This window comes from Stenotrophomonas sp. 05N423 (assembly GCF_056397145.1).
The window spans coordinates 355,567-371,163 of record NZ_JBFTMV010000002.1; the positions used below are offsets into that span (position 1 = coordinate 355,567).

The following is a 15,597-nucleotide window of genomic DNA, read 5'->3' on the forward strand; positions in this document are numbered from 1 at the left end:
AGGAAGCAGGTTTTGACCATCAAGGTATTTCTCATAGACGACCATGCGCTGGTGCGCACCGGTCTGCAGATGATCCTCGCCGGCGAGACCGGGATCGAGGTCGTTGGTGCCGCCGACAGCGGTGAAGCGGCGTTGCCGCAGATTCGCCGGCTGCGGCCGGACGTGGTGCTCTGCGATCTGAACCTGCCGGGGCTGAGCGGGCTGGAGATCACCGAGCGCATCGTCAAGGGTGACCATGGCACGCGCGTCATCATCGTATCGGTGCTGGAAGATGGTCCGATGCCCAAACGGCTGCTGGAGGCCGGGGCCTCGGGCTATGTCGGCAAGGGCGGCGATGCCAGGGAACTGGTCCGCGCCATCCATGATGTCGCCCAGGGGCGGCGCTATCTGGCCAACAACATCGCCCAGAACCTGGCCCTGTCCAATATCGGCGGCGACGTGTCGCCCTTCGATGGGCTCTCGCCGCGCGAACTGGAAGTGGCCCTGCTGCTGGTGCAGGGACGCCGCCAGGAGGAGATCGCCCGCCGCCTCAGCCTGAGCGCAAAGACCGTCAACACGCACAAGTCGCGGCTGTTCCAGAAGACCGGCGTGCAGGACAACATCGCACTGGCCCGGCTGGCGGCCCAGTACGGCGTGGGCGATCCGTCGAAGGCGATCTGATCCGTCCCGGCCGCGCTGCCCGAAGTGGAGCCCACAAAGATATGCGCCATGAAGAAGCGGCCCGAAGGCCGCTTTTTCATTCCAGGGCGTGATGCGCTCAGGCGATCTGGTCCGTCATGCGGTGCCGGAGGCAGATGAAAGGACGGCAGGAAAGGTGGTTGTGCGGTAACGCCGCCCGAAGGGAGCGGGGCACACGGGAAAGTGCGCCATGAAAAAAGCGGCCCGAAGGCCGCTTCTTCATTCCAGGACGCGGTGCGCTCAGGCGTTGCGATGCGGCTCGTCCGCGTTCGCCTCGGCATCGGCCGTCGCGACCGTGGCTTCCCCGGACTCAACGTTCGGGACATGCGGCGCCTCGACGGCAACCTCGCGCTTTTCCTCGCTTACCGGTGCCTGCGCCGCCGCTTCGGCGAACAGCTGGCCGTTCTCCGGCAAGGTCGGTTCCGGTGCGGCCGGGGCGATGGCCACAGCAGCAGGCGCAACGGCAGCCGGTTCCTCGGCGACGACGACCACTTCCACCGGCGCGGCGGGTTCGGCGGCGGCGACCGGTTGCGGGCGGGTTTCCGGCTGCACCGGCGTGGCGACCGGCCGCGCAGCTTCCACCACCACCACCGGTTCGGCGACAGGCGCAGCTACTGCCGCTTCCACCACCGGTTCCGGCTGGGTGGGGGCGACTGCAACGGCGACGGGCTCGATGGCCGCAGGCGCGGTTTCGGCCGCGACGACAGCCTGTCCGATGGGCTCGACCTGCTGTGCGACAGGCGCATCGGTCTGCATGGCGCGTGGCGCGCGGGCAGGCGCTTGCACGATGGCCGGCTCGTCGTCGAAATCGAACTCGGGCTGGGCCGCGGCTGGCACGGCTGCCGGTTCGCCGGCCTCGTGGCCGATGTCATCGCCCTCATCGGCGATGTCATCGTCATTGCCCAGCACATCGGTATCGGCGTTGCCGGTGCCTTCCGCATTGCCGCGGCGGCGGCGGCGGCCACCACGGCGACCGCGACGGCGGCGGCTGGCGCCGTCGCCATTGGCGTCATCGGCGGCGGGAGCTGCATTGGCGTTATCGGCGCTGGCGACAACTGCCTGTTCGGCCAGGGCGGCCACCGGCGCGCTGTCTTCCACGACCACCGGCGGCAGTGCCTTGACCGGCGCTTCAGGCGTTTCCGCGCCCACGGCGGTGACTACCGTGGCAGCGACGGCGACCGGGGCGACCTGCGCGGCAGGAGCGACCGGACGCGGGGCTTCGGCCTGCGGCTGCCGTGCTGGCTTCTCGCTCACCGGTGCGGTGGCCTTGTCCGCTTCCTGCTGCGGCCGGGGCTGCTTGGGCTGCTTCTGCTGCTTGGGCTGCTGCTGTTCGTTGTTGCGTTGCGGCTTGCCCTGCTGCGCCTGCTGTTCATTGCGCTGCTTGGGCTGCTGCTGGCCGGCATTCGGGTTCTGGCCCTGCTGCGGGTTGCCGGCGTTCTGGCGACGGTCGTCACGACGCTCTTCGCGGCGCTGCTGTTCGTCGCGGCGGTTGCCGTTCGCGTTGCCGCTGTTGCGTGCCTGCTGGCCGTTGTTGCCGTTGCCATTGCGGCCGTCGCGGCGCTGGTTGCGGTCGTTGCGGTTGCCGCGGCCATTGTCCTGGCGCGGCTGCGGCTGGGCTGGCGCGGCCGCAGACTCGCCACCGAAGACACGCTTGAGCCAGCCCATCACGCCGCCACTCGCCGGAGCAGCGGGAGCCACCGCGGCGACAGGTGCCGGAGCCGGCGTCGGTTCCGGAATCTCGCGCACCGGAGCCGGCTGGCTGTGCTTGACATGGGTCACCGCCGGCGCCGGCGGGATGTTCAGCTGCGCCTTGGTCAGGGCGTGCACCGGCAGCTTGCGCGGGGTGCCGCGCTGGTAGCTCGGCTTGCCCGATTCCTCGCCCAGCTCGTTCTCGCGCAGGCGGGTGACTTCATAGTGCGGGGTGTGCAGCTGCTCGTCGGCGACGATGATGATCGGCGCGTCGTGGCGCTTTTCGATCTCGCGCAGTGCACCGCGCTTCTCGTTGAGCAGGAAGTTGGCGATCTCGACCGGCGCCTGGACCAGCACCTGCCCGGTGTTCTCCTTCATCGCGTGCTCTTCGGCGACGCGGATGATCGACAGCGACAGCGACTCGACGCTGCGCATGCGGCCCTGGCCGTCGCAGCGCGGACAGACGATCTGGCTGGATTCGCCCAGGCTCGGGCGCAGGCGCTGGCGGCTCATTTCCATCAGGCCGAAGCGCGAGATGCGGCCCAGCTGCACACGGGCGCGGTCGTACTTGAGGGCGTTCTGCAGGCGGTTCTCGACTTCGCGCTGGTGCTTGTTCGAGGACATGTCGATGAAGTCGATCACCACCAGGCCGCCCAGGTCGCGCAGGCGCAGCTGGCGGGCCACTTCCTCGGCGGCCTCCAGGTTGGTCTGGAACGCGGTGTCCTCGATATCGCTGCCCTTGGTGGCGCGCGCCGAGTTCACGTCCACCGCGGTCAGCGCCTCGGTCTGGTCGACCACGATCGAGCCGCCGGACGGCAGGCGCACGTTGCGCTCGTAGATCGCCTCGATCTGCGATTCGATCTGGAAGCGGTTGAACAGCGGGATGTCGTCCTTGTAGTGCTTGAGCTTGCGCAGTGTCTGCGGCATCACCTGCTGCATGAACTCGCGCGCGGTCTCGTACAGCTCCTCGGTGTCGACCAGGATCTCGCCGATGTCGGCGCGCAGGTAGTCGCGAAGGGCGCGCACGATCAGGCGCGATTCCTGGTAGATCAGGAACGGCGCCGGCTTGGCCAGCGCGGCCTCGGCGATGGAGCGCCAGACCTGCAACAGGTAGTCCAGGTCCCACTGCAGCTCTTCGGCGTCGCGGCCGACGCCGGCGGTGCGGATGATCACGCCCATGTCGTCGGGGATGTTCAGCTTGTCCAGCGCGTCCTTCAGCGCGGCGCGGTCCTCGCCCTCGATGCGGCGCGAGACGCCACCGGCCGACGGCGAGTTGGGCATCAACACCATGTAGCGGCCGGCCAGGGAGATGAACGTGGTCAGGGCGGCGCCCTTGTTGCCGCGCTCTTCCTTGTCCACCTGGACAACGATTTCCTGGCCTTCGCGCAGCAGCTCGCGGATGCCGGCCTTGTTGTGGTCGATGCCAGCCTGGAAGTAGTCGCGGGAGATTTCCTTCAGCGGCAGGAAGCCGTGCTTGTCACCGCCGTACTCGACGAAAGCAGCTTCGAGGGAAGGCTCGAGCCGGGTGATGCGGCCCTTGTAGATGTTGGACTTCTTCTGTTCCTTGGACGGCTGTTCGATATCGATGTCGTACAGGGTCTGGCCGTCCACGATGGCCACGCGCAGCTCTTCAGCCTGCGTGGCATTGATCAGCATTCGCTTCATTGTGCGTTCCTCGCGCGCTGCTACCGCGCGGAACGCCATGGCGTTTCGCCTCTGGACACGGGTCGCTGCCCCTCGCGCAGGCGCGGGTAGGGCGGCTTGGGTTTCCAGCGCTACGACACCACGGCAGGCCGCGGGAGCGCTTGTGTACTTGGTTTCAGGTGTTTCGGGGCCGGCGGCCGCCCCGGCCGGGGCCAGGGCGTCGCACGGGACATGTGTTTTCGTCCAGCTCGGATGCTTTTGGCATCCGGCGATGGCCGGGAGCGCCGACGAGCCGCTAACATGGCCGCCCCGGGGGCGGTGGCCGCGCACTGTGCCGGATCCGTCGGAAGCCGGGCTTCTGGCCCTGGTCAACTTCCAACGAAATCAAACCCTTATATCGCTCCCCGAGTGTAACAGAATAAACAGGCAGATGACTGACTCCGAAGACCGCCGCATACCGCCTGCGGGCAAATCCAGCGTGCGCCTGATCAAGGTTCCGGAAGACCGGGCCGGGCAGCGCCTGGACAACTTCCTGCTGGGCCAGCTCAAGGGGGCCCCGCGCAGCCTGGTCTACAAGCTGGTGCGCAGCGGCCAGGTACGGGTGAATGGCGGCCGCGCCAAGGCCGAGCGCAAGCTGGAGGCGGGCGAGGAGGTGCGCGTGCCGCCGGTCAATCTCGCTGAGGTGGGAGACAAGGTCCCGCCGCCGACCGGTTTCCTGCAGCGCATGGAACAGGCCATCGTCTTCGAGGACGCGCGGCTGCTGGTCATCAACAAGCCCTCGGGAGTAGCCAGCCATGGCGGCAGCGGCATCAGCCATGGAGCGATCGAGACCATGCGGGCATTGCGCCCGAACCAGAACCTGGAGCTGGTGCATCGCCTGGATCGCGACACCTCGGGGCTGCTGGTCATGGCAAAGAAGCGTTCGGCGCTGACCGAACTGCAGGCACTGCTGCGCGAGGACCACGACGGCAAAGGCCCCGGCGGCATCCGCAAGCGTTACCTCACCCTGCTGGCCGGGCGCATGCCCGATGGGGTGATGAGCGTGGACGCGCCGCTGCACATCGGCCTGCGCCAGGGCGGCGAACGCCACGTGCAGGTGAACGCGGCCGGCAAGCCGTCGCTCAGCCACTTCAAGGTGCTGGAGCGGCGTGGCGGCCATTCCTATTGCGAGGTGCGGATCGAGACCGGCCGCACCCACCAGATCCGCGTGCATGCCCAGCACATCGGCCACCCGGTCGCGGGCGACGACAAGTACGGCGATCCTGCCGTCAACAAGCGGTTCCGCGAGCAGATCGGGCTGAAGCGGTTGTTCCTGCACGCCGCTTCGCTGGAGTTCGCGCTCGACGGCGGCAAGACGCCCTATGTGCTCAATGCGCCGCTGGCGCCGGAACTGGTCGAGGCACTGGACAGGTTGAGGTGAGGTGAAAGGGGGAGTGCCGTCCGCTGGGCAGCACTACTGCTCTCACCACTTGAACAGCACCAGGCTGAGCGCGAGCGTCGCCATGCCGGCCACCAGCCCGTACACCGTCTCGTGGCCGCGCGCATAGCGCTTGGCCGCCGGCAGCAGTTCGTCCAGGGCCAGGAAGACCATCACCCCGGCGATCATCCCGAACACGATACCGAAGGTGGTGTGCGAGAGCGAGCCGGCCAGGGCGAAGTAACCCAGGGCGGCGCCCACCGGCTCGGCCAAGCCCGACAGCAGGCTGGCGGTGAAGGCATAAAGCTTGTTCCCGGTGGCGAAATACACCGGCACCGCGATGGCGATGCCTTCGGGGATGTTGTGGATGGCGATGGCGAAAGCCAGCGGCATGCCTACCGACGGGCTTTCCAGCGTTGCGAAAAAGGTCGCCAGGCCTTCGGGGAAATTGTGCGCGGTGATCGCCACCGCGGTCAGCAGGCCGACCCGCCGGACATAGCCGCGGTTGTCCTCGCGGAACAGCGGATCGCGCTTGTCCAGGCTTTCGTGCGGATTGGGGATCAGGTGGTCGACGGCGAGGATCAGCGCCATGCCGGCGAGGAAGGAAAACGTGCCGAGGGCGAAACCCAGCCGCTCACCATGCGCCAGCGCGAATGATGCGATCGACTTGTTCAGGATTTCCGACAGCGACACATACACCATCGCGCCGCCGGCGAACGCCAGCCCGAACGCCAGCAGGCGCGGTTCCGGGCGTCGGGAAAACAGCACCATCAGGCTGCCGATGGCGGTTGCCAGGCCGGCGGCCAGCGTGAGCGCAAACGCGATCCACAGATGTTCGGTGGAAACGGCCGGCATGGGCGACGCGCTCGCGGAGATGGGGGGCGGTCAGGCGCCGCGCCGCATGCGCTCCTCGATGGCGAAGCAGCTGTCCGGCTTGGGCTCGGGCGGGTTGAAGCTTACCGGCACCTGGATGGTGGTCGGCACGGCCTGGCCGTTGCGGGTGGCAGCCTTGAACTTCCACTCGCGCACGCGGTGGATCGCCGCGTCGTCCAGTTGGCTGTTGCCGCTGCTGGTGAGCAATGCGACCTCGGTGGGGGCACCCTGCGGGCCGACCACGACCTTGAGCACGCTTTGCCCACCGACGCCGCTGCAGGCCAGTTCGACGGGGTAATCCGGTGGCGGGGTCTGAACCGCCGCCACTTCGGTGGGGGCGATCACCGGCGGCGCCGGTTCGGAAGGGCCACAGGCGCTGAGCGCGACGGCGGTGGCGAGCGAGCCCAGCAGGAGATGCGCTTTCATGTCATTGCTCCACAAGTGCGGATGCCTTGGCGGCACAGATGAAATCGTTCTCGCTCAGGCCGCCCACGTCATGGGTGGAGAAGCGGACGATCGCCCGGTCGTAATGGACGCCCAGGTCGGGGTGGTGGTCCTCGCGGTGCGCGACCCAGGCCAGGGCGTTCACGAACGCCATGGTGCCGTGGTAGTTGTCGAAGCGGAATGTACGCATCAGCGCATGGCCGTCCTCGGCCAGTTCCCAGCCGGCAACCTGCGGCAGCAGTTCGGCCAGCCGTGCCTCGCCGAGGCGGTGCTCGCTGCCTTTGCGCGGAATGCAGTGCGCCTGCGCCAGCGGAATCAGATCTGCCATGGGGTACCTCCATCGGACAAGGGGCTGAACGGCGTCGCGCGTGGAATCAGTGTCCCATCAGCAGCAGCCAAGACACGGCTAGAATACCCCGCATGATCCAGATTTCAGATACCGCGCAGAGCCATTTCCGCAAGCTGATCGAACGCGAGGCCGTGCCCGGCATGGGCGTGCGCCTGAGCGCGGTCGAACCGGGGACGCCACGCGCCGACGCGCGCCTGGAGTTCGCCGAACCGGCCGACCTGCTGGGCGACGAATGGGCGGTGGATTGCGACGGCTTCACGCTCTATGTGTCGGCCACCAGCGTGGCATGGCTGGACGGCGCCGAGATCGACTATGTCACGCAGGCGGCCGGGACCCAGCAGCTGACCATCAAGGCGCCGAAGATCAAGGGCGAAGCGCCCGGCGAGGCAGCGTCGATGGTCGAGCGCGTGCACTGGGTCATCGAGAACGAAGTCAACCCGCAACTGGCGTCGCATGGTGGCCGGGTGGCGGTGCAGGAAGTGTCCGCCGACGGCGTGGTGCTGCTGCGTTTCGGCGGCGGCTGCCATGGCTGCGGCATGGCCGACGTAACCTTGAAGCAGGGGATCGAGAAAACCTTGATGGCCCGGGTGCCCGGCGTCACCGCCGTGCGCGATGCGACCGACCACGCCAGTGGCCAGGCGCCCTACATTCCGCGCGACGGCGCGGGCTGAGCGACCTGCCACGTGCCGGTGACGACGGTTGCCGACCTGATCGATCTGCTGGCCGCCCGGCGCAAGGCCAGCATCCTGCACGATCGTCGAACCGGCTTTCCCTATAGCTGGAGTGCTTGGCTGCGTGGAGGTTCGCGCGCGGACGGCATGGCATTCGCAGGTACCGACGCGGCGGCTGCGGCACCGCCATGGCAGGGGTGGCGATCCCGCGGCAGCGGACGCGGGTTGTCGTTCCAGCGGGCGCTGCTGCATCTGTTCCGCTGGGCGGGCGACGATCCGCCTCCCGACGACCAGCGCCGGGTCCGCTGGTTTTCCGCTTTCTGCAGCATTGCCCTGCATCTGTTGTTCGCCGTGCTGCTGGTATGGGTGGCGCTGGTGCGCAGCACGGTGCCGGAGCCGGGTGCGGAGGAGGGTGAACGCGTGCAGGTCGAGTACATAGGCCGGGGCACGCCGGAGGAAGAAGGCGGCGGTGCGCCGCAGGCCGCTGGCGCGCAGTCGTCCGCCGGTGCGCTGGTGCGGGGGGGCGGTGCGGCCGAAGCCGCGGTCTCCACTTCAGCTGCGGTCTCCACGTCGTTGTCGCAGCTGCAGTCCACACCGCCGGCGCCGCAGGACGGCGATGCGGGCACGGAGTTGGCCGCGATGCCGGTGGACATGTCCCGGCCTGCACCGGACACGGCGGCGGAACAGACGCTGCAGGTCACCGAAGTGCCGCGGCCGACCACCGATTTCGTGCTGCCGCCGCCAACGGTGGCAGCGCCGGCGCTGCGGGCGCATGAGCCCCAGGTGCGCGAACGCACCGTCGAGACCGCGGTGGAGCAGCCGACGCCGGTACGCACGCTGCCGACGCGCGACGTCGCGACGAAGGTGCCGGCGATGCCGCAGGTGCAGGTGCGCGAGCGGCAGATCGAGATCGTGCCCACGCAGCCGGTGGCGATGACGCAGGTCCGCCCGCGCGAGTCGGAAGTGCGCCTGAAGAGCGCCGAACCGGCGGTGCGCGAACGGCAGATCGAAACCGCGCCACGCCAGGACGTGACGATGGCGACGATGCCGGCGCGCGAAAGCAGCGTGCAGATGAAGACGGCGGACGTGGCGGTGCGCGAGCGGCAGATGCCGGGCGTCGCCGATGCCGCTCCTGCGCCTGCCACGGGTTCCGGCGTGGCACCGACGCAGGCTACCGAAGGCGGAGCGCAGGCGTCGCCGTCTGCGCAAGGGGCGGGGGCGAGCGGGCGGGCAGCGAAGACTGCGTTGCAATCGGGCACCAGCACGGGCGCCGGACCACGGCCGCAGGACCGCAGTGGCGGTTGGGCGGCACCGGTCCGTTCGGACGACTGGGGCGCCTCGCAGCGGCAGGCAGCCGGCGGCAGGGGCGCCGCGTCCGACCAGGGGCATGGGCTGTTCAACAACGATGGCAGCGCGCGCATGGCGGGCGACGCGGGAAAGGACACTGCGCCGGCGGGGCGGGGCGCGCCGGGCGGCGAGTCGGACAGCTGGAGCCGTGAGCAGATCGACCATGCCGGCACCTGGCTCAAGCGCCCGCCCTATGAGCACACGCCCACGTCGTTCGACAAATACTGGGTGCCCAACGAATCGTTGCTGGCCGAGTGGGTGCGCAAGGGCATCAAGAGCATCGACATCCCGATCCCGGGCACCGAGAACCGTATTTCCTGCGTGATTTCCGTCCTGCAGTTCGGCGGCGGCTGTGGCCTGAGCAACCCGAACATGCAGGAGCAGCCGGCCAGTGCGCGGCCACCGCCGGATATCCCGTTCAAGAAAGCGCTGCAGGACGACAACGGCAGCCGTTGAACGGCGCCGTGCCCAATCCCGCTGCATTGAACGTGGATTCCTGGGGGTTTCTGCTGCGCTGGATGGCCCGCGCCACGGCGGGCATCAGGAGCACGACGCAGACGGAAAGCGCGATGGTTCCGGCCGCTGCCGCGGGGCCGATCCATGTCGGATCTGTCTTGGGCATATCGGGCCGAGCGCGGATGCAAAGGAATCCGACAAGGCTGGCCAGCAGGGAAACTACGGCAGCCGCCGCATGTCTCCTGAAGGATGGTGGCGATGCTGCAGTCATTGCCGCCTCGACCAGGAAGCCTGGATCAACGGCGCCGGCACGGGGAGTGCCGGCGCAATGCGATCACTTCAAACCGTGCAGGTCGCGCAGCTGGCTCGGGCGCGAGCCGAAGTAGGCGGCCAGATCGGAGATGTCCTGGTCGCTCAGGCCGGCGGCCTGCGGCGACATCAGCATGTGCTCGCGGTCGCCGCCGCGGTAGGCCTGCAGGGCATGGGCGAGGTAGTCGCCATACTGGCCGCCGAGCCGCGGATAGCTGGGGTCGATCGGGGCGTTGCCATCGGCGCCGTGGCAGTCGATGCAACTCTGGCCGGTGGCCTTGCCCTTGCTGTTGGCCAACTGCTCGCCGGCGGCGATGCGCCCCTGCGGCAGGCCGGCCGAAGAACTGGAACCGTGTTCGCCGCTGGCATGGCCTGGATCGGCAGCGGATTTGCCGGTGGACTCCACCTCCGACTGCGTGCAGGCGGCCAGGGCACAGGCAGCGAACAGTGCGATGGCGAGACGCGAAGCGTGCTTGGCTTTCGACATGAGCGGTGCTTACTTGAGAGTGGACAGATAGGCGGAGAGATCAGCGATGTCCTGCGTGCTGAAGCTCATCGATTGCGCCTGCATGGTGGGATGCCTGCGCTTGCCTTCGCGGTATTCGGTCAACGCCTGGGTCAGGTACTGCGCCGACTGCCCGCCGATCTTCGGCACGCGGTAGCTCGGGTAGGCGTTCTTGTAGCCGGTGATGCCGTGGCAGCCCTGGCAGGTGTAGGCCAGGGTACGGCCGGCTTCGGCGTTGCCTGCGGCCTGCGGCGATGCCGCGGCGGCAGGAGCGGAAGGTTCAGGCTGCTGCGGATCGGCTTGGGCGGCGGCCCCGAACGGCAGGGCGAAAGCCAGGGCGAGACATACGGCAAACGGCTGCGAGCGCATGGTTTCCTTGTCCGGTATGCGGGTCTGTTGGTTCCGCCGTGGGACACGGAACGGTTCGAGTATAGCCCGCGCATTCACCAGTTCGGAACCATTCATGAATGCTGCGGTGCAGCGTACAGGCATGACCTTTGGGGCATGGTGTTACCGTGGGGTGGTGCAATACTTTGCTACAACACCAGCCACTGCATCTCCAGGGACCCCATGATGTCGCGACTCCTCACTCCGTACGGCCGCACCGGAAGCTGCGCCGCCGCTCTCCTCGTCACCACGGTGTTGCTGCTGGGAGGCTGCAAGGCCGGCGGCGAAGAGGCCAAGGACAACAAGCCCAAGGAAGAGCAGAAGGCCAGCGACGCGGTCCCGGTCGAAGTGGCCAAGGCGGCGCGGCGTGCCATCGCTGCCAGCTATACCGGTACCGCCTCCCTGGAGCCGCGGGCCGAGTCGCAGGTGGTCGCCAAGACCTCGGGCGTGGCGCTGGCGGTGATGGTCGAGGAGGGCCAGCGCGTCAGCGTCGGGCAGCCGCTGGTGCGGCTGGATCCGGACCGCGCGCGCCTGACCGTGGCGCAGAGCGAGGCGCAGATGCGCAAGCTGGAGAACAGCTACCAGCGCGCGCAGAAGCTGGTCCAGCAGCAGCTGGTCAGCGCCGCCGACGTGGACCAGCTGCGCTTCGACCTGGAGAACGCGCGCGCGCAGTACCGCATGGCGACGCTGGAACTTTCCTACACCACGGTGGTGGCGCCGATCTCCGGCGTGGTCGCCTCGCGCGACATCAAGCCGGGCAACTTCGTGCAGATCAACTCGCCGATCATCCGCATCGTCGATGCCGGCAAGCTGGAAGCCACGCTCAACGTGCCCGAGCGCGAGATCGCCAAGCTCAAGCCGGGGCAGGCGGTGGAACTGATCGCCGATGCCCTGCCGGGCCGCAAATTCGCTGGTGCCGTGGATCGCGTGTCGCCGGTGGTGGATACCGGCACCGGCACGTTCCGCGTGGTGGCCTCGTTCTCGGGCGAGAGCGAACTGCAGGCGGGCATGTTCAGCCGCCTGAGCATCAATTACGACCAGCGCGCCGATGCGCTGGTGGTGCCGCGCACCGCGCTGCTGGAGGACGGCGGCGAGCCTGCCGTGTACGTGGTGCGCGAAGGCAAGGCGGTGCGTACCCCGCTCAAGCTCGGCTACGACGATGCCGGTTGGATCGAAGTGCGCGAAGGCCTGAAACCGGGCGAGGAAGTGGTCGTGGCCGGCAAGGCGGCGCTGCGCGAAGGCAGCGCGGTGCAGGTGATCGGGCAGGAGAAGGAAAAGGCGGTCGCGTCCACCGCTGCCGCCAAGGCGCCGGCCGCACAGGCGGCCAAGCAATGAGTGCGCGCGACCCGTCGGTTCCCGGCGGTGGCGGTTTCGACCTGATCGAGTTCGCTACCCGCCGCCGCGTCACCATCGCGATGATGACGCTGACACTGGTGTTGTTCGGTGCCATCTCGCTGTCGAGCCTGAAGGTCGAACTGCTGCCCGACCTGAGCTATCCCACGCTGACCGTGCGCACCGATTATGAAGGCGCGGCGCCGGCCGAGGTGGAGACGCTGATCTCGCAGCCGGCCGAAGAAGCGCTGGGCATCGTCAAGGGCCTGCGCAAGCTCAAGTCGATTTCGCGCACCGGCCAGAGCGACGTGGTGCTGGAATTCGCCTGGGGCACGGACATGCAGCAGGCCGGGTTGGACGTGCGCGACAAGATGGAGACGCTGCAGCTGCCGCTGGAGGCCAAGCCGCCGGTGCTGCTGCGCTTCAATCCGTCCACGCAGCCGATCATGCGCCTGGCACTTTCTTCCAAACAGGATGGCGGCAGCGAAACCGACGCGGTGCGCCGGCTGATGGAACTGCGCCGCTATGCCGACGAGGATCTCAAGCGCAAGCTCGAGCCGGTCAGCGGCGTGGCCGCGGTCAAGGTCGGCGGCGGCCTGGAAGACGAGATCCAGGTGGACATCGACCAGCGCAGGCTGGCGCAGCTGGGGCTGTCGCTGGACAGCGTGATCCAGCGCCTGCAGCAGGAGAACGTGAACCTGTCCGGCGGCCGCCTGGAGGAAGGCTCGCAGCGCTACCTGGTGCGCACCGTCAACCAGTTCGCCACGGTCGAACAGATGCGCGAGATGCTGCTCAACACCGCAGGCGGCTCGGGCGCGGCCGCGGCGGGCGAGAACCGCCAGCTGATGACCGCGATCCTGGGCAGCCGCGATCCGAACGTGATCGCCGCCATGCGCAGCGACGGCAGCGGCGGCGGCACCTCGCCGGTGCGGCTGAAGGACGTGGCCGAGGTGCGCCAGGGCTACAAGGAGCGCGAGGCCGTGATCCGCGCCGGTGGCCATGAGGCCGTGGAGCTGGCCATCTACAAGGAAGGCGACGCCAACACCGTTTCCACCGCCGATGCGCTGGAAAAGAAGCTCGAGGCGATCCGCAAGCAGATGCCCAAGGACATCGAGATGACCACGGTGGAGGACCAGTCGGTCTTCATCCGCCATGCGATCAAGGACGTCAAGATCGATGCGGTGATCGGCGGCCTGCTGTCGATCCTGATCATCTTCCTGTTCCTGCGCGACGGCTGGAGCACTTTTGTCATCTCGCTGTCGCTGCCCATCTCGATCATCGCCACGTTCTTCTTCATGGGCCAGCTCGGCCTGAGCCTGAACGTGATGTCGCTCGGCGGCCTGGCCCTGGCCACCGGCCTGGTGGTGGACGATTCGATCGTGGTGCTCGAATCCATCGCCAAGGCGCGCGAGCGCGGCATGGGCATCCTCGAGGCCGCGATCAAGGGCACGCGCGAAGTGTTCATGGCGGTGGTCGCCTCGACCCTGACCACGATCGCGGTGTTCCTGCCGCTGGTGTTCGTCGAGGGCATCGCCGGCCAGCTGTTCCGCGACCAGGCGCTGACCGTGTCGATCGCCATCGCGGTGTCGCTGGTGGTGTCGATGACGCTGATCCCGATGCTGAGCGCGCTCAAGGGCCGTCCGCCGTTGGAGTTCCCGGCCGAGGATCCGCGCCAGCCGTGGCGCCCGGAGCGTCGCTGGCAGAAGCCGGCCGCGTTCGCCGGCCGTGGCATCGGTGCGATGTTCCGCTACGGCTTCTACGCCTCGGCATGGCTGGTGGTGCGCATCTTCCGCGGCATCGCCGCGGTGGTCGGCCCGGTCATGCGCAAGGCCAGCGACATCGCCATGGCGCCCTACGGCCGTGCCGAGCGCGGCTACCTGCGCCTGCTGCCCGCCGCGCTGGCGCGGCCGTGGCCGGTGCTCGGCGGCGCGGCGCTGGCGTTCGCGCTGACCCTGGCGGCGCTGCCGATGCTGGGTGTGGATCTGATCCCGCAGCTGGCGCAGGACCGTTTCGAGATGACCGCCAAGCTGCCGCCGGGCACGCCTTTGGCGCAGACCGACGCGCTGGTGCGCGAAGTGCAGCGCAGGCACGCCGGCGAAGACGGCGTGCGCCTGCTGTACGGCGTTTCCGGCACCGGCACGCGCCTGGACGCCAGCCCGACCGAGAGCGGCGAGAACATCGGCAAGCTGTCGGTGGTGATGAACGACACCTCGCGCGAGCCTGAGCTGACCGAGAAGCTGCGCCAGACCATGAAGGCCTGGCCGGCCGCGCAGGTGGATTTCGCGCGCCCGGAACTGTTCGCGCTGTCGCCGCCGCTGGAGATCGAGATCGAGGGCAATACGCTGGAGTCCATCCGCGTGGCCGGCAACAAGCTCGCCGGCATGCTGCGGCAGAACGCACACTACGCCGACGTCAAGTCGACGGTGGAGCAGGGCTTCCCGGAAATCCAGGTCGTGTTCGACCAGGAGCGCGCCGCGGCGCTGGGCCTGACCACGCGCCAGATCGCCGATGCGGTGGTCAACAAGGTGCGCGGCAACGTCGCTACCCGCTACAGCTTCCGCGACCGCAAGATCGACGTGCTGGTGCGCGTGCAGGAGTCCGAACGTTCCTCGGTCGAGGACATCCGCCGCCTGATCGTGCACCCGACCGGCGGCAAGCCGGTGGAGCTGTCGTCGGTGGCCGAGGTGGTGGCGACCACCGGGCCGAGCGAAATCCATCGTGCCGACCTGCGCCGCGTGGCCATCGTCTCGGCCAATCTGCGCGATATCGACCTGGGCACGGCGATCACCGAAGTGCAGAAAATGGTGGCCGACAGTCCGCTCGGCACCGACGTCGGCATGCACATCGGCGGGCAGGGCCAGGAACTGGGCGAATCGATCCGCTCGCTGCTGTTCGCCTTTGGCCTGGCGGTGTTCCTGGTGTACCTGGTGATGGCCTCGCAGTTCGAATCGCTGCTGCATCCGTTCGTCATCCTGTTCACCATCCCGCTGGCGCTGGTCGGCGCGGTAGGTGCGCTGTTGCTGGCGCGCTCGCCGGTGTCGGTGGTGGTGTTCATCGGCCTGATCCTGCTGGTTGGACTGGTGGTGAAGAACGCCATCATCCTGATCGACAAGGTCAACCAGCTGCGCGAGGAGGGCGTGGCCAAGCGCCAGGCGCTGGTGGAGGGCGCGCGCTCGCGCCTGCGCCCGATCATGATGACCACGCTGTGCGCCGTGTTCGGCTTCCTGCCGCTGGCGCTGGCCTTCGGCGAAGGCGCGGAAGTGCGCTCGCCGATGGCGATCACGGTGATCGGCGGCCTGCTGGTCTCCACCCTGCTGACCCTGCTGGTGATCCCGGTGGTGTACGACCTGCTGGACCGCAAGCCGGACGCGTTCTATGCCGAACGCGGCCGCCGCGCGCGGCAGCAGGCCGAACAGGTCGAGCAGGTGCTGGCGCACGAGCATGACGTGCTCGGCAAAGGCGCGGTCGACGGCGACGGACTGAAGGGCTGATGCGG

Annotated in this window: 12 protein-coding genes; 6 read left to right on the top strand and 6 right to left on the bottom strand. The window is 68.3% G+C overall.

The features are described 5' to 3' along the window. Window positions 1–12 precede the first annotated feature (12 nt). Complete coding sequence (locus AC1DGW_RS05495; protein WP_478020294.1) at window positions 13–660, top strand: response regulator; 648 nt, start codon at window positions 13–15, stop codon at window positions 658–660. 258 nt (window positions 661–918) lie between these two features. On the opposite strand, the gene AC1DGW_RS05500 is transcribed toward AC1DGW_RS05495, so the two are convergent. Continuing rightward, entirely contained in the window at window positions 919–4,032 is a 3,114-nt protein-coding gene (locus AC1DGW_RS05500) for an Rne/Rng family ribonuclease (protein ID WP_478020296.1), read from the bottom strand. A 409-nt stretch (window positions 4,033–4,441) separates the two neighbouring features. Between AC1DGW_RS05500 and AC1DGW_RS05505 the strand changes: the two genes are divergently transcribed. After that, window positions 4,442–5,431: an RluA family pseudouridine synthase gene (locus AC1DGW_RS05505; RefSeq protein ID WP_478020298.1), complete on the top strand. Its 990-nt coding sequence runs from the start codon at window positions 4,442–4,444 to the stop codon at window positions 5,429–5,431. A gap of 42 nt (window positions 5,432–5,473) precedes the next feature. Here the strand turns inward: AC1DGW_RS05505 and zupT are convergent, their stop codons facing one another. From zupT to AC1DGW_RS05520, 3 genes are read right to left on the bottom strand one after another with little or no spacing between them, the layout of a single operon-like run. Beyond that, window positions 5,474–6,283, bottom strand: a complete 810-nt coding sequence (gene zupT, locus AC1DGW_RS05510; RefSeq protein ID WP_478020300.1) for a zinc transporter ZupT — start codon at window positions 6,281–6,283, stop codon at window positions 5,474–5,476. A 30-nt stretch (window positions 6,284–6,313) separates the two neighbouring features. Further along, entirely contained in the window at window positions 6,314–6,727 is a 414-nt protein-coding gene (locus AC1DGW_RS05515; protein WP_478020302.1) for an energy transducer TonB, read from the bottom strand. Between the two features lies 1 nt (window position 6,728). Continuing rightward, window positions 6,729–7,073, bottom strand: coding sequence for a 4a-hydroxytetrahydrobiopterin dehydratase (locus AC1DGW_RS05520; protein WP_478020304.1), 345 nt, complete (start codon window positions 7,071–7,073; stop codon window positions 6,729–6,731). A 92-nt stretch (window positions 7,074–7,165) separates the two neighbouring features. Here AC1DGW_RS05520 and AC1DGW_RS05525 point away from each other — a divergent pair, with 92 nt between their 5' ends. Together AC1DGW_RS05525 and AC1DGW_RS05530 are read left to right on the top strand one after the other, a co-directional pair. Then, a complete protein-coding gene (locus AC1DGW_RS05525) occupies window positions 7,166–7,765 on the top strand; it encodes an NfuA family Fe-S biogenesis protein (protein ID WP_478020306.1) in 600 nt (199 codons plus the stop codon). 18 nt (window positions 7,766–7,783) lie between these two features. Then, complete coding sequence (locus tag AC1DGW_RS05530) at window positions 7,784–9,568, top strand: hypothetical protein (RefSeq protein WP_478020308.1); 1,785 nt, start codon at window positions 7,784–7,786, stop codon at window positions 9,566–9,568. Window positions 9,569–9,902: 334 nt separating this feature from the next. On the opposite strand, the gene AC1DGW_RS05535 is transcribed toward AC1DGW_RS05530, so the two are convergent. Then, window positions 9,903–10,364, bottom strand: a complete 462-nt coding sequence (locus tag AC1DGW_RS05535) for a c-type cytochrome (RefSeq protein WP_055765022.1) — start codon at window positions 10,362–10,364, stop codon at window positions 9,903–9,905. Between the two features lie 9 nt (window positions 10,365–10,373). Then, the gene (locus AC1DGW_RS05540) at window positions 10,374–10,751 is read right to left on the bottom strand and encodes a c-type cytochrome (RefSeq protein WP_478020313.1); all 378 of its coding nucleotides are present in this window, start codon (window positions 10,749–10,751) and stop codon (window positions 10,374–10,376) included. 204 nt (window positions 10,752–10,955) lie between these two features. On the opposite strand from AC1DGW_RS05540, the gene AC1DGW_RS05545 reads away from it, so the two are divergent. Both AC1DGW_RS05545 and AC1DGW_RS05550 read left to right on the top strand, forming a co-directional pair. Further along, entirely contained in the window at window positions 10,956–12,104 is a 1,149-nt protein-coding gene (locus AC1DGW_RS05545; RefSeq protein ID WP_478020315.1) for an efflux RND transporter periplasmic adaptor subunit, read from the top strand. Further along, window positions 12,101–15,592, top strand: a complete 3,492-nt coding sequence (locus AC1DGW_RS05550; protein WP_478020319.1) for an efflux RND transporter permease subunit — start codon at window positions 12,101–12,103, stop codon at window positions 15,590–15,592. Before AC1DGW_RS05545 ends, AC1DGW_RS05550 begins: the two co-directional genes overlap by 4 nt. Window positions 15,593–15,597: the final 5 nt, after the last annotated feature.